The 15,381-nt window shown below is 35.6% G+C and carries 14 protein-coding genes and 1 tRNA gene; 2 read left to right on the top strand and 13 right to left on the bottom strand.

The annotated features are described in order from the left end of the window. Positions 1-8 precede the first annotated feature (8 nt). The 10 genes from ASE40_RS15995 to ASE40_RS15950 all read right to left on the bottom strand — a co-directional run bounded on the left by ASE40_RS15995 (position 9) and on the right by ASE40_RS15950 (position 10,109). Positions 9-2,279, bottom strand: a complete 2,271-nt coding sequence (locus ASE40_RS15995; protein WP_057118091.1) for a histidine kinase dimerization/phosphoacceptor domain -containing protein — start codon at positions 2,277-2,279, stop codon at positions 9-11. 52 nt (positions 2,280-2,331) lie between these two features. Further along, on the bottom strand, positions 2,332-2,997 hold the full coding sequence (locus ASE40_RS15990; RefSeq protein WP_057118090.1) for a YoaK family protein: 666 nt from the start codon (positions 2,995-2,997) through the stop codon (positions 2,332-2,334). 6 nt (positions 2,998-3,003) lie between these two features. Beyond that, positions 3,004-3,477: a Dps family protein gene (locus ASE40_RS15985; RefSeq protein ID WP_057118089.1), complete on the bottom strand. Its 474-nt coding sequence runs from the start codon at positions 3,475-3,477 to the stop codon at positions 3,004-3,006. 1 nt (position 3,478) lies between these two features. Then, positions 3,479-3,907, bottom strand: coding sequence for a DoxX family protein (locus ASE40_RS15980; protein WP_057118088.1), 429 nt, complete (start codon positions 3,905-3,907; stop codon positions 3,479-3,481). Positions 3,908-3,918: 11 nt separating this feature from the next. Further along, entirely contained in the window at positions 3,919-5,805 is a 1,887-nt protein-coding gene (locus ASE40_RS15975; protein WP_057118087.1) for an amidohydrolase, read from the bottom strand. Positions 5,806-5,813: 8 nt separating this feature from the next. Next, complete coding sequence (locus ASE40_RS15970) at positions 5,814-6,542, bottom strand: M17 family peptidase N-terminal domain-containing protein (RefSeq protein ID WP_057118086.1); 729 nt, start codon at positions 6,540-6,542, stop codon at positions 5,814-5,816. Between the two features lie 206 nt (positions 6,543-6,748). Next, positions 6,749-8,134, bottom strand: a complete 1,386-nt coding sequence (locus ASE40_RS15965) for an alginate export family protein (RefSeq protein WP_241774380.1) — start codon at positions 8,132-8,134, stop codon at positions 6,749-6,751. Positions 8,135-8,232: 98 nt separating this feature from the next. Continuing rightward, on the bottom strand, positions 8,233-8,865 hold the full coding sequence (locus tag ASE40_RS15960; protein ID WP_057118085.1) for a hydrolase: 633 nt from the start codon (positions 8,863-8,865) through the stop codon (positions 8,233-8,235). Positions 8,866-8,897: 32 nt separating this feature from the next. Next, a complete protein-coding gene (locus ASE40_RS15955) occupies positions 8,898-9,215 on the bottom strand; it encodes a hypothetical protein (protein WP_057118084.1) in 318 nt (105 codons plus the stop codon). A gap of 75 nt (positions 9,216-9,290) precedes the next feature. Further along, on the bottom strand, positions 9,291-10,109 hold the full coding sequence (locus tag ASE40_RS15950) for an alpha/beta fold hydrolase (RefSeq protein WP_057118083.1): 819 nt from the start codon (positions 10,107-10,109) through the stop codon (positions 9,291-9,293). A 519-nt stretch (positions 10,110-10,628) separates the two neighbouring features. On the opposite strand from ASE40_RS15950, the gene ASE40_RS15945 reads away from it, so the two are divergent. Next, entirely contained in the window at positions 10,629-11,642 is a 1,014-nt protein-coding gene (locus ASE40_RS15945) for a hypothetical protein (protein WP_128414984.1), read from the top strand. A gap of 338 nt (positions 11,643-11,980) precedes the next feature. Here the strand turns inward: ASE40_RS15945 and ASE40_RS15940 are convergent, their stop codons facing one another. Both ASE40_RS15940 and ASE40_RS15935 read right to left on the bottom strand, forming a co-directional pair. Further along, positions 11,981-12,379 carry a hypothetical protein gene (locus ASE40_RS15940; protein WP_057118081.1) on the bottom strand — a complete coding sequence of 133 codons (399 nt, stop codon included), beginning with the start codon at positions 12,377-12,379 and terminating at the stop codon, positions 11,981-11,983. 1,339 nt (positions 12,380-13,718) lie between these two features. Beyond that, positions 13,719-14,468 carry a hypothetical protein gene (locus tag ASE40_RS15935; RefSeq protein WP_057118080.1) on the bottom strand — a complete coding sequence of 250 codons (750 nt, stop codon included), beginning with the start codon at positions 14,466-14,468 and terminating at the stop codon, positions 13,719-13,721. A gap of 348 nt (positions 14,469-14,816) precedes the next feature. Here ASE40_RS15935 and ASE40_RS15930 point away from each other — a divergent pair, with 348 nt between their 5' ends. Then, positions 14,817-15,212: a recombinase family protein gene (locus ASE40_RS15930; RefSeq protein ID WP_057118079.1), complete on the top strand. Its 396-nt coding sequence runs from the start codon at positions 14,817-14,819 to the stop codon at positions 15,210-15,212. 87 nt (positions 15,213-15,299) lie between these two features. Here ASE40_RS15930 and ASE40_RS15925 read toward each other — a convergent pair. Continuing rightward, positions 15,300-15,373: transfer RNA gene (locus ASE40_RS15925), tRNA-Arg, on the bottom strand. Positions 15,374-15,381 lie beyond the last annotated feature (8 nt).

The raw sequence follows: 15,381 nt of genomic DNA, 5'->3' as shown, positions 1-15,381 counted from the left end.
TATCTAAGTTATATTATTTCAGAATCATCAGCGGTGCCTTCAAATTCTGTATTTTTTGTAAATGTAATTTTGATTGTCAGTCCGCTGTCGTTTTTCATTTCAAACTCTCCATCAATTTGGTCGGTCAATCCCATCATTAAGTTCATTCCCAGCGAATTTCTTTCCGTATCTTCAAAGTTTTCAGGAAGTCCAACGCCGTTGTCGGCAATTACTAGTTTGTAGTTATTTTCGCCTGTATTTTTAAGTTCAATCGTTACTTTTCCTTTTCTGTCTTTTGGAAAAGCATATTTAATCGCATTATTAATCGCTTCGTTGATTATTAATCCAAGCGGAACTGCTTGTGCCACATCAAGATATACTTTTTCAGTTTCTAAAGCAAAATTGATCTTGGTATCAGTATCAAAACATTCCCTCATATAACTGATCAATTCAAAAATATACCATGACATATCTATATTTGCGAGATTATCAGATTGATATAATTTTTGATGAATAAGCGACATGGCGTGCATTCGGTGCTGACTGTTTTGGATTGCCAGTAAAGCATCTTCGTTATCCAGATAAGCCGATTGTGTATTTAATAAACTAATGACAATCTGAAGGTTGTTTTTTACTCTATGATGAATTTCTTTTAAAAGCCATTCTTTCTCCAAAAGCATTTTTTTGTTCAGTTCGTTTTGTGCTTCAATCTGCTGACGCTTGATTTCGAGTTGTTCGTTTTTCTTTTTTTTCAGGCAGAAGCTTTTGTACAAAACGGCCAGAAAAAGAATCAAAACAACCACACTGCCTATAAAAACATAACGAATTACGGTATCTTTTTGAATTTGAATTTCCTGTACTTTTGCCTGCTGTTTAAGCAGATCGATATTTTTATCTTTTTGTTCGCTTTCAAATTCAACCTGCAAACTGCTGATCTGCTTGCTTTTTTCTCCTTTAAAAACCGAATCAGAAAGGCTTTTGTATAATTGGTAATGCTTAATCGCACTGATGTAATCTCCTCGTGAAGAATCGGCTTTAAACCAAATATTATGACTTTCAGAACGAATATTATTATTTCCCATTGCCGCAGCAATTGAATCTAATTTTTTAATGTTTCGATAAAAAGAAGGATAGTTTTTAACCTGATAGTGATATGCTGCAAAACTTCTTAAAACAGCAAAAGTATTACCGTTTCTATCGGCATTGTCACCATAGTAATCGGCCATTTTTTTGTAATAAATTGCTGCTTTGGCATTTTTTTGAATTCGGTAAATATTAAATAAAAGATAATTCTCGGTCATTATACGCTCAATATTTGAGGTTGGATAATGATCTTGCATTTCTTTGATGAGTTTCAGGGCTTCGTTTTCTTTTTTCTGGCGAATATATAATGAACTCAAATTGTCGGCAATTGTTCGTACATATTCTGTATCCTTATATTGTGTTGCAATTTTAAGAGCTTTTTGCCAGTATTCCTCAGTTTTATCATTCTGGCGGAGGTAATAATAGACCAAAGCTACATGATTGTAAATAGAACTTAGCTGTAAGGTTTTATCGTTTAATGCTATAGCAGTTTTTTCTGCTAAAAGTCCATATTTTAAGGCTTCTGGGAAATTGCCTTTTTGTGTATAAATTTCGGCAAGAATATTACAAATTCCCTGTATATCTTTATAATGTATGGATTTATAAAGCGCAAGAGATTCTAATGAAATAGCTTCTGCTTTATCAGGATTTTCGCTGGTGCTGTAGTATTCGCCAAGTTCTTGTAATACCGTAGCTTGTTTTTTTCGGGCTCCTGATTTTTTGAATAATGCAATAGCTTTTTCTTTATATTTTGCTTTTTCGTCGCCTTCAGATTGCATCGCCAGTTCGTTATAACTTTCTCCAAGCTGTTCTGGCATGTTATTTTTTTCAAAATAAGCTATAGCATTCTGGGTGTTTTTGAGTGCATTTCTGGAATTGCCGCTTTCTCTGGCGATTTGTGCAGCTAAAAGTATCGTTTTTCCTTTTCCGAGTTTGTAACCTAAAGAGTTACTAAGGTTTTTTGCTTTTAGATTGATAACAGATGCGCTGTCAAGATCTTCCTTAAATTCGCCTGTTTTGGTAAGATAATAATTGCTTAAAGCCAAAAGCAATTCGACTTTTTTGCTGTCATTGCCGGCCGAAGTAATTTTCTTTCTTAACACAACTGGATCTTCTTTGGACTGCGCAATGGAGTTAGGATTTGCAGATAAAAATAATGATAGAGTACATAAAAAACGTACATAGTTTTTAAAGGAAAAAATGGTGGTATTATTCATTTTTTAAAGGTAATCTATTATTAGAAATCTGCAAATCCTTATCTAATTTTGTCTAGTTATTGCGGTGGTACCAGTAACAAATAATCATGGCCAGACCTGGTATCAATAAAGTTCCCAGTCCGAAAAACTTTCCGGCAACAGCTCCTAGAAAACAGCCTGTAAGAAATCCTAAAATAGTAACGAGTTGCTTTTTAAAACTTAAGAGCGAATCTGCATCGTTTGTACCGTTTTTTATAAGGTTTCCTAAATCCAGCGAAGCTTGTGTTACATTTCCGGTCATCATCGTTGTAGGGCCGTGTGTTTCCTTAGCAAATAATTTTCCAAAAGCATTTTGTAATCCCATTGCAAAAACGGTTGTCATGGCTACGATATAAATTGCCCATTCTGAAAATATTTGCAAATAACCAAAAACATAAGAAGCGATACCGCACAAAACCAGTACGATCCCTTCCCAGAATAAGATAGTATAATGGTTTACACTTTTTAAAGCGATTCTTCCGCCAACGATTACGGCAAAGATAAAGACTGGAAAGGTCAGCAATTTGATCCACGCGTGGGCATCAGAACCTTTAATGATTTGATATGCGAAGACAATAAAGTTGCCCGTAACGTGTGCCGAGAAAATCGAATCGGCTGCGACGAAAGTTACAGTGTCGCAATACCCTGCTATCATAGTGAGAAGCAGGGTTACGTACCAGATATTTTTTTGCATTTCCATAATTTATTATTTTAAATGAGCACGAAGCATCCAAGCCATTTTTTCGTGATTTTCTACAAGACCTGTAATAAAATCGCTGGTTCCCGCGTCTTGTAATTCGTTAGCAATTAAATTAATGTTTTCACGCAGATAAACAATAATGCTTTCGTGATCAATAAGCAATTCTTTAATAAAGCCATTGCTGTCATTATTCTCTTGTAACTCTTCTGAAAGATGCGTAAGCGCTAAGAAATCTTTTAGAGTTGCAGGCGTATAATGACCCAAAGATCTGATTCTTTCCGCAACCGTATCTACAATTTGGTCGATCGCATCGTATTGTTGTTCGAAAAAAAGATGTTTATTGTAAAAATCTGGTCCTTCAACATTCCAGTGTGCTCGTTTTGTTTTAGTGTAAAGTATAAATTCGTCTGCAAGGATTTTAATTAATACTTCTACGACATTGTTAATGCTTTCTTGTTTAATTCCGATGTTTGCTTTCATTTTAAATTAGGTTTAATAAATAATAATCAAGTGAATATTTTCCTGCTCCAAGTGCAAGAATTAATAATAAGGATAAAGTGTACATGTACGGAATGTCACGCACTTCTAGTGAATCTTTCTGGTGTACCACAAAATAACCAACAGCCGTTACGCCAATTGTAGGTAAAATTGCAAGGCGTGTTCCTAGGCCGAGCATAATAAAAAAGGGTACAACAGTATCAGAGAAAGTTGCAACCAATCCGTTTAGTTTTTCCGGCAGATGCAGCGGATTCGGAACGTGCTCTTTTTGTCCATTTTCGACTCTGAATTTCTTCATTCCATGAACCCTGAATAATTCTATTGCTAATAAGACTCTGAATATTAAAAACGCGATGTTATTGAATGAAGTTCCTAAATCTGAATTAAGGATTTGTTTTATAATGTCTGTCATTTATTTTGTATTTAAAATGCAAAGCAGGAACAGCCCAATGCGCCCCAGAATGCGTTATAATTATTAACGGGAACATTGCTCATTCTAGCGATATCGTGGCTGTGTGCATGCACATCACAACTTCCGGAGCAGCTGTGTATCTGAGACGTTAATCCTGGTTTTGAATCGGCTTTTGCATTATTCTCGATTGTACTCTGGAAGCTGCTTTTCGAAGGATATCCGTTATAAATATTTGTTGGCGACCAGTCCGGCAGAATCGGAATATGCGGAGGTGAGAACGAAGAAAAATCGCCATTTGCATACACAATTTTTCCATCGACAATGGTTAAATCGGCTTCTATTTTTTTGATTTCTTCGTCATCAATTGTAAAATAATCACGGTCCAGAACTGCCAAATCTGCAAACATTCCAGTTCTGATATCGCCTTTTTTGGTTTGCTCCTGAGAAAACCAAGCGCTCCCTCTGGTATACAATTCCAAAGCGGTTTGTCGGTCTAATCTAGTTTCGTTGTATAATTGAAGACCGCCGACTGTTTTTCCAACCGTCATCCAGTACATAGAAACCCACGGATTGTAGCTGCTCACACGAGTAGCATCAGAACCGCTGCCAACTGGAACTTCCATCTCAATCATTTTTTTGATTGGAGGTGTGTTTTCGGCTGCCTTTGCGCCGTAGCGATCTGTAAAATATTCTCCCTGATAAGCCATTCTGCTTTGTACTGCGATTCCGCCGCCAAGCGCTTTTACACGTTCGATGTTTCTTTCGTCAATCGTTTCGGCGTGATCAAAGATCCACGGTAATCCATTGAAAGGCACGTCCTGATTTATTTTTTCGAAGACATTTAAAAATCTGGTTATGCTTTCGTTGTAAGTCGCATGAAGTCTAAAAGGCCAGCGGTTTTCTACCAAAAGGCGGACTACTTTTTCCAGTTCTGCTTCCATATTTTCTGGTAAATCAGGTCTTGGCTGTAAGAAATCTTCGAAGTCGGCAGCAGAAAAAACCAGCATTTCGCCCGCACCGTTATGACGGTACATATCATCGCCCTGATACAATTTTACGGTATCAATCCAATCTGAAAAATCTTCAAATTCGTGTTTTGGTTTTTGTGTGAAAAGATTGTAAGCGATTCTTACCGTTAGTTGTTTCTTTTCATTCAATTCGTTTACCACTTTATAATCATCAGGAAAATTCTGAAATCCGCCACCGGCATCAATTACACTTGTAATTCCGAAACGGTTTAATTCTTTCATAAAATGACGCGTCGAATTAATCTGATGCTCATATGAAAGTGTCGGCCCTTTTGCCAGAGTCGAATACAAAATCATGGCGTTTGGCGTTGCAATAATCAATCCTGTTGGTTCGCCTTTGGCATCTCTTTCTATATAACCTCCTGGAGGTGCTGGTGTATTTTTATTGTAACCAACTGCTTTTAAAGCCGCTCTGTTCATAATCGCCCTGTCATATAAATGCAGGATAAAAACTGGAGTTTCGGGAGCAATCGCATTGATTTCTTCTAAAGTCGGCATTCTGCGTTCAGCAAACTGAAACTCCGACCATCCACCCACAACACGAACCCATTGCGGATTTGGCGTGCGGTCCACCTGCTCTTTCAGCATTCGAAGTGCATCTGCCAAAGAAGGAACACCATCCCAGCGTAATTCCAGATTATAATTTAAGCCGCCACGGATTAAGTGAATATGCGAATCATTGATTCCGGGAACCACTCTTTTATTTTGAAGATCGATTATTTTGGTTGCTGAAGATGCAAATTCCATTATATCGCTGTCGTTTCCTACGGCAATAAATTTCCCGTCTTTAATGGCTACAGCCGTTACGTTTGGGGTTTCTGCATTGAAACTGTGTATTTTTCCGTTGAATAAAATTAAATCTGCTTTCATAACTTCAATTATTTAGAGTTCAGTTTTGCAATTGCTTCTTGAATGCCTTCGCCTGCAACATTATAAAAAGCTGGGCCTGCAAGCAGGATAATTTTAGTTAAAGGTTTATGATCTGATAATTTTTTCTGTTTTAAATACGTCTGCGTTCTATAGGCTTCAAAAGAACCTAAAACCACATTTGCGGCTACTAAAGCTGTTGGAGAATCTATTCCAGCATCTTTAATATCAGAAGCAAAAGAAAAATCACTTACACCTAAACGCAAAGCCTCGCGCATTGCCACACTTCCCACACTGATCATCAAATCAGGCGTAAATTTTGTGCGGTCTCCTAAACCAATAAGCAAAAGTTTTTTTGATGCTAAAGTTCCTTTTGGCGGTGTAATTAATAAGGTTTCAAGTGAATGTCCTGTAAATTTGCCGCTTTTGCGTAATTCTGTAATTAAGCCTTTAAAAGCGTCATCTAAATGCACCATTCCGTTTAGGTTTGCCGGAAGGGCAGGAGGGTTAAATATGTCACCTTCTGTATATTCAAAAACGCAGGCAACCTGTAAATCTGCTTCTGCAGACGATGGTCCCTGAACCAATCCGTTTACCGAAACTCCGTCTACTTTACCCCAAGTTGTAGTGGAACCGAGTGCGGCGGTTTGCGCAAAAGCTTGATTAATAAACAAGCCTGCTGTTAAAATAAATAGAAACATTATGTTTCTAAGCTTGTATGTTAAGATTGTATTTTTCATTGTTTAAATATTTAGTTGTGGAATATTTTTTAACACATGTAGACATATATTTTATTTTTGCCAGATAAAAGGATGCAGAAAAAACTAGTTTCTCACATATAGTTATGTGCATTAATGTAAGTGAAACGCCTTTTTGTACAGGACTAAAAAAGCTATGTATCTATGTGTTTAAATAAATTTTTGTGGTTAATAAATTATTAGTTTGCTTAAAATTTAAATCCAAGGCGGGCATTAAAAAAAACTCCGTCTTTAGAATTTGGAATGATGTCGTTGATAAAAGCGCCTGTTTTAAAATATTGAATGCCGCTTACGACTGATATATATTTGTTGACATTATAAGTGAAATTGGCTAAATAAGCCGTCCCGATATAGCGCTCGTCTGACATGCTTCCCGGACGATTGAGCACTCCGCTTGGTCTGTAAACACCATCTTGGAGTGAATATCTCCAATTGAAAACCACATCGACCTGCATCTTTAATGAAGGAAGTAAATCCATCGTGGCATAGGGATGAATATCGATAAGATTTACTGGACCCACTTGCGGACTAAATCCGAAATAGCCTCCTTTTGGGAAAAGCGGATTAAACGTCTGAAGATTTCCGTCGCCTTGATTATTATCTCCCGATATGTAATCATTTCGAAGATTTATGGTCGGTTTAAATTTGATATTTTCAAACATATATCCAATATCAACAGATCCTGTCCAGGCATTTATATTTCCAGAACCAAATTTTCCAAATTGATAAGCCGCTTCCAGATTGTAAATAAAACCGCCGCCGTATTTCCAGAATCGTGTACCCAAAGTATGTCTTCGTTCTGGAGCAATTCCTTCTTCAAAAACGGCTTCATCTCTACGAATTCCGAGGTAATAAAGGTCAAGGTTTCCTGCTTTCGGAATAATTATTTTAGAATACGCGCCCCAGAGATTCAGCTCTTTTTTCATTTTATTATCAAAAACGCCTGTGAAAATTTCGTCTTCCATCATCGCAAAAGCGTCAATAAAAAGTCGGGCAGAGGAGTACATTACTTTTCCTCCTGTAAAATACAATCTTGCATTGGGCCCTTCTCGTACCGAAATCAACCTTCCAGAACCGTAATCCAATTCTTGTCTTCCGGCGCGGAAAGTTATTTTTTTATCTTCTTTTTGATAAACATTCACATCTAAAAAAAGATTCTGAACGTTGAGCTGATCTTCGTCAATTCCTCTTGGTCCGTTGATTCTTCCTTCTTGTAATGCACTTCTTAATTGTGCAAACACCCTGAAGGTTTTTCCTAAATGAATATCGGCATGCAGATCGTAGCGCTGTAAAAGAAAATTGTTATGACCAATATTTAACCTTCCCCAATCTTCATTATCAAAATCAACATATTCATATCGGGCTTCACCTCCCAAAGAAAGGTAAAAATCCTGCTCTTCATTTAAAGGAATAAATTTCAACTTCTCGTAAAAATTTCGCGTAGAATCTTTTAACGATTCGTAATTTTCGTCGTAGCGCAAAAGCTTAAAATTTTGAGCCGATACCGAATTTCCTATGAGGAGAAAAACGAGTAATAACTTGACGATTTTGAATTTGGATTTTGCTGATTCCAAGATAATGAAGGTTAGAGGTTTCTTTAGTTTTTGTTTCTCCCGAATTTTCAAGTTTTAAGCTGAAATTTGACATTCATGTTAAATTTTGAAATTTTGAATTAGTGCTTTAACATATTGTGCGCATAGTGAATTCCTAAACCGTAAGAACCACCGTACTTTTTCATCAAATTGGTTACTGGAACATAAGTTCCTTCGCGAGCCCAGTCTCTTTGTAGTTCCAATAAATATTGGATGGATGTAATTGGCATTGCACCTGCTTGAATCATTCTTTGTACCGAGCGTTCATGAGCTTCTGCGCTTACGTCACCGCATGCATCTGTAATTACATAGACTTCATAACCTTCTTCAATTGCAGACAAAGCTGGCCCAACGATGCAAACACCTGTCCATAATCCTGCAAGCACTAATTTCTTTTTGTTTTTTCCTGTAATCGCTTTGTAAGCTGCTTCGTCTTCCCACGTATTCATTGAAGTCCGGTCAATATATCCCGAAGTTGCAATAGGATAAAATTCTTCAAGCTCTGGGAAAACAGGTCCTGAAAAGCTTTCTTCGGCAACTGTTGTTACAACAGTATCAACATTGAAAATTTTTGATGCACCGGCCACAATTGCAACGTTGGTACGCAGTTCGCTTAACGGAATATTGTGGGTTGCAAATGCCATTTGACCTTCAAAGTCAATTAGTACTAAGGCGTGATTGTCTGGGGATAATAAGTTTGCGGATGGTTTCATATTATTTATTTTTAAAATTATTGGTTTTACTATTAATGGGTGGAAAGTTTCTTGATCATTTCGCTGGAAATTGAATCTGCGTAAATGCCAAAGGCACTAGTTAAAACACCTTTTACATTGTAGATTTCAGAAATGATTCCATATACAATATCTTCGTCTCCGGGATCGGTATCTCCTTCAAAACGGAATAAGTATTCGATTTTAAATTCTTCTGGTGACATGGATTGTTTGTTGTTGTTATAGCGAATACAGTTTTCGTCGAGATTAAAATTTTCTGTAAAACCCTGTATGTTCAGCCATTGTAAAGCTTCTGTAACGGTGTCAAAAGATGGTTGTTGCAACGTACTCATAATTGGGGATGATTTTTAAACCGCCTGCAATAGCGGACTGGTAGCAGGCAGTTTAGTTAATTAAAGGCCGTCAGATCAGGCTTTAATAAATTCTAAAATATCTTTATTGATAGTTTTTGCTTCTGTGGTTGGCATACCGTGAGGAAATCCCGGATATGAAATTAATTTTCCGTTTTTCAAAAGCGCTGCGGCTCTTGGTGCTTGAGCGTAAGGAACGATCTGGTCGTCTTCTCCGTGTAAAACTAAAACCGGAATATCTAAACTTTTTAAATCTTCAGTAAAATCAGATTCTGAAAATGCTTTAATTCCTTCATAATGAGCAAAAACAGAACCCATCATGCCCTGACGCCACCAATTGTGTTTGATGCCTTCCTGAACAGTTTGTCCTTCGCGGTTCCATCCGTAAAATGGAATTGGGAAATCGTAAAAGTATTGTGCTCTGTTAAAACCTGTTCCTTCTCTTATTTCGTCAAAAACTGATAATGGAACTCCTTCTGGATTTGATTCGTTTTGAATCATAATTGGTGTTACAGCGCTTATAATTACAGCTTTTGCCACGCGTCCTTTTCCGTATTTAGCAGCGTAACGAATTACTTCTCCGCCTCCTGTTGAGTGACCAACGTGAATAGCGTCTTTTAAATCTAAAGCTTCCGTTAAAACTGCTACATCCGCTGCGTATGTTTCCATATTATTGTTTTCTCCACTTTGTCCCGAGCGACCGTGCCCACGACGATCATGAGCTATAACTCTGTAACCTTGTTTAAGAAAAAACATCATTTGTGCATCCCAGTCATCGCTTGATAATGGCCATCCGTGGTGAAAAACGATTGGTTGTCCTGTTCCCCAATCTTTGTAGAAAATTTGTGTTCCGTCTTGTGCTGTAATTGTACTCATGGTTTTGATTTTTAGATTATTAAATTGTTTGAATATTTTATTTATTATTATGTGGTATTGCTTTGTTGGTACTGCAAATCTATTACGGACAAGAAAGTTGATCTGTTAACCTAGATTAAGAAGAAGTACTCTACCAGTACTTCTTAATCCAGATTAATTCTTAGCTCTTTTATCCAGCGCCTAATTTTGTTTGTTTGATGTGATGTATCTTCAAACAGGTAAGCGCTGCATGACATTAGCCAAATAACATGCCTTTAAATTTATATAGTTGTTTATAAGGGTTTTGTAGATCTGCGGCATAATTATTTGTTACGATATATCGTAAATTTATTAATGCCGTGATGAGAATTAGGGAAGTTTAGAAAAAAAAATCTACTAGATACAGATTCAAATGTCAATTCTGAACTACTTTTATTTATTAAAACAAAATTTTTAAAATAAAAAAAAAGCTATTTGTTAAAAAGCATTATTTTAGTCAAATAACTATTGAATAGTTTATTAACTTTCACTAACTAACTTATGAGTTTTAATACACCTATTGTAAAAAAAATATTTTCAATTGTCTTATTGGCGGTATGTATGTCTTGTAATTCTCAACAGGAAAAGGAAGTCAGGTTTGATACACAAACCATGAATTTGAAAGGAAATATTAAGCATATTACTGAAAAAACGGGGGATCATACTTGGGACTTTGAGTTTGAGGATAACAAACTTCTGCTTGTAAAGTCTTATTTCCTAGGGGCAAGTTATGATATGCAATATCGACTTGAATATTTGAAGGGGAAAATCTTGCAGATACATAGTAAATCATCAGTAGTAAGCCCCGAGATATTCAGTACAAATTTTGCAATGCGTCTGCCACTATATGGATTCCATAACGTACAAAAACTAGTCAGAAATCAACAAGGAGATGTAGTGCGTGTATTTTATAAAAATCAAACGCCAAATGAATATACGCTAAAGTATACTTACGATAAGTTTAATAACTGGACTACTCGGGAACTTTATATGCAGCCAGGTGATTACCTTAAAGAACGCACCGAAAGAACCATTCTTTATGACAGGAAAGTGGAGCATAATGAGATAGGCTCCTGGAACAGCAGACTAGATTCTGTATTTACCGCAGCGCAAAGAAGAAATGAATTCATTGCAATTTCAATAAACAATAGTATTGAAAAGGATTATCCTAAGCTAAACCAAATCAATAGTTATCTGAATAAAAATTTTGAAGCTGTTCAAGCGGCTGAGGCTTATGTTAATAAGCTTATTGTTCAGTTCGATTCCACATATGGAAAAGAAAATCTCTCCAAAGAATTACAGCTTCTCAAAGATAAGATGGTAATTCTGCAGTCCATTGCAATGAAAGAAAATTTCTTATGGTCAGAGGCAAGAGTTTATATTCCAATGCTGATAAGTGGTGAAGTGAGCGTAAAAGATGTGCAGGAACCTTATCAGTCCAGGACTTTAATTACTGCTTCGCTAGAACGCATTAGTACTATACGTTTATGGGAGGAGCAATACAGAAATAAATAGTATTTGACTATAAGTTTAAGGTGCAAATTAATACTTAAGATTTTTTTGTTTAAAGAGAACGAAAGAATAAACCAAAGATTATTTTTTGAAAGGAGCAGAATAGAAACCGATAGGCATTAGTACTAAAACGGATTTGTTACTTTACTAAAAGTAAATTGCTTTATACTTGTAATGTTTTACAAATCTGAAATTCATCGACTTTATTTTTTACTAAGCAGTTAATTTGCATCAGTGAGGGTTTTAAGAAGCAGTTAGATAGGATATTATCACTAAATTAAAGAAGGAATAAAAAAACCGTTAATGATAACGGTTTTTTATAAGTGTTAAATCTGAGTACATTAAAATTTTCGCTGAGAAGGTTTATTATTGTGGAGTGTGCTACTACCTGTCTCATTTCTGGTAAGTTCATCTTCTTTAAGTTCCTCATTGCCAATTTCCCCTATTTCGAATTCCTTGTTAACGGGATTATCCTGATCTGATTCTATGGTTTTAAAGGATGAACTTTCAGCTTCATCACTCTTCTGGGTGTCAATTTCAGTTTCAAACCCTTCAGATGGATCATTTTCTCTAAGATCCTCTTCAATGTCTTGTTCGGTTATATCTTTTGATTCACTGTCCGATTCATTGTCGAGATTCTCTGAATCGTAAGGATTGCTGTTTAGATCTGTACTTTTCGGGTCTGAATTGGAAATTTTACGATCCTCCTGATCGTAAGATTCATTGTTTTCTTCTTTCATAATATACTATTTTTAAAGTTTATATTTGTTTTCTCTGCCTATGATACTTGTTACTGCTTATCTCCTGCAAGGGCTATTTTCTTTTACCCCGTCCCGAAGCAGCGCTCTGGGTAGAGGATTTCTCAGCATTAATGCGCAAATCATCTACTTTTGCTGTTTTTGATTTAGCACCCATGAAGGCTATTTTTAAGTGTAATAAAATTAAAAAATAGCTGTGCTGTTTCATTACAGAATAACGGGCGGAATTTTACAGGATTATGACTAATTAGAAGGGCGGCAGGTTTGCGGATCTGTGCCGAGTGTTACTCTGACGTGACTAAAGGCTGTTTGTAAGATAGATTATCGTTTCGTGTTTTGTCATTTCCCTTTTTGAAAATCTTTTTAGTCTTCTGCTAAATGATTATCTCATTTCTTTTTTGGCAGGTAAGAAAACAGTTCAATTCAATTATTCTCAGCGTCCCTGAATGGACGAGACTTACATTAAGATGAAAGGAAAACGGTGTTATCTTAGAGGGAAGTTGATAGATCTGTCAATACAGTTGATTTCTTATTAACCAAGAGAAGGCAGAGAATGAGCGTCATTTCTAATTAAAGCAATTAGTAATAATTGCCGTCCAGTAGTAATAAACATTGATAAAAGAGGTTCTAATACACCTTCGATAAAAGGATATAACAGATGTTCATTCTCAAAGATTAAATCCGGTAAATGTAAATCTCAACAATATTGTCGAACAGGACCATCATTTATAAATGGCGAATACAAATAGACTAGGTTTTAAAAGTTTTGAACTGGATAGGCGAGCATTGAGTGGAATTGAAGTTGTGCATATGATTATAAAGAATCAGATGGTCAAACGAGGAATATCTATGTTTAGATCATTCTGTAAATTGGCGGACTAACTTTTAAATCACCTCTTGTAAACTCCTTTTTATTTTTAAAGGCAGATAGCCGCAGCTTTGAAGAACAGAGCTTAAAATATTGTAATATTATCGTAAGAAGCTGTAAGCTTTAGCTGGGAATACTGCCTTAAATTTGTACTTATACTGGTAATGACATTATATAATCAGTCAGAAAAAACAGGGGACCGGCGGTGTTCGTCTGGAGGTTCTGTCCCAAATGATTTAGTTAATTACCAATATGTTTTCAGGCAGCCGCCGGCCGCCAAAGGACTCCCTTTTTAAGGGAGTTTTTTTTTATCTGAAATTCAGTGGTTGTTCTGTATTGGGAAGTGAGTTTTTCAAAACATTTAACTCCAAATGGAGATAACCGAAGCAAGAGATTCGAACAAAATCTTCCCAACCTGCATTTATCATGTTTAAACTGTTGATATGATTTTTATTATTGAGGAAATTTGGAAGTTATTCTGCCCTTATCGTCCAAAAACAGAATTTGTGCATTTCCAAGAGAGTCAACTTTCATTTGCAGCCTAACATTTCCTTTGGTATCTGATAAGTTTAGTACAGCATCTTTGTTTATATCCTTTCCTATAAAAACTCTATTTGCAAATGCTGGTTCAGAATTTTTAGGAAACCTAATCTCTTCTAGTCTCTTTTTTCTTTCAATATCATTTGGAATTTTTTCTGCTTCTTTATATTCTTTTCTCCATTCTGCAAAATTTGGATCTTTGTGCCAGTCGTCTACATAAAGTCCTGTTTTTTTTGAACCATTATCATCTAAATATTGCAGGTAAAGCACTTGGTTTTGGTCATATTGGTCAAAAGAAAAATGTCCAGATGCAAAATATTCTCCAGTTTTAATATTTTTTTTTCCTGTAAAAACAAGCCCGCCACATTCAGTTAATTCATCATTAAAGAATATCAGCCCTGGTCTTCCTCCTTCTTTTAAACCGTAAGTTTTTCCATGCATTAGGTTAGCAGGTGAATTTTGAGAGTTCGCTAATACCAGTCTTGTTTGTCCATTTGGTTCTACAATTGTTAATTTTTTTGCTGTGATTTCATTAAATGTTTCATTTTTATTGGAAACAAACGAAAACAGAAAAAAGCAAATGATTAAAAGTGTTATTACATACAAATTAATAGTAAGGAATTTAACTTTCCTCTTCAAAATTAAAATTTCTTGATTTTCCATATTAAGGTTAATTTTCTGGTTGGTTTTAAGATTATTGCTAAGTTTTTTCTGCTATAAGAATTTTGGGCTAAAGTAGTGTTTGTTTTTGCATAACAATATATAATAATTCAATAAAAATTGTCAAAAGCGATATATCTTGGCGAATATTTTTTACTCTTAGTGAATATATATAACCACTTTACTGTTTGATCATGAGGACTATATCTGTAGAACAATTGGACTTTAAACTACTATAATCGTCATAACTATTTTTTTGGATCATTTGTTCGTAATTTACCACTATAGTAAGAAGATTAATTTGAATTATAATTTTCCTCAACAGCAATTTGGATTTGTTTAACCGCTCTCTTGCTAAGGAAATCTTCAATACTGAACAAATACACCATATGGCTAGAAGGGGGGATTAAAATAACTAAAGTTAATATATGGGACTTGATACGAAATCTTATTTACTGTGGTAAAATATTTGTTACGAAATATAAAGATCAAGAAAGCAGGTTTGTTAAGAAACTGCATGAACCTCTTATTTTTGAGGAACTTTTTTATAATGTCAAGGATTTTTTAGTAACTAAAGATAAACACAGTATAGAAAAGCTTCTAAATATAGGGATTGATAATTTAATTAAAATGAACCAAGCATATGTAGATATGGATTTGTCAGAGGCTCGCAGTCTAATTGGTTTAGTTTATCCCGAAATTTTACAATTCAAGAAAATAAAATACAAACCGCTAGAGTCAACTTAATTGTGGAGTCTATTTGCTTGATTAATAAGGGTTTGTAAGATAAAAAAAACGGGACAAAAGATGATGTTTATCTTTTGTCCCGAGTAGTGACCTCGACTGGATTCAAACCAGTAACCTTCTGAGCCGTAATCAGATGCGCTATTCAGTTGCGCCACGAGGCCTTTTTGTT

This window comes from Flavobacterium sp. Root935, from assembly GCF_001429295.1.
Taxonomy (GTDB): domain Bacteria; phylum Bacteroidota; class Bacteroidia; order Flavobacteriales; family Flavobacteriaceae; genus Flavobacterium.
This window is presented reverse-complemented; position numbering and strand designations above follow the sequence as displayed.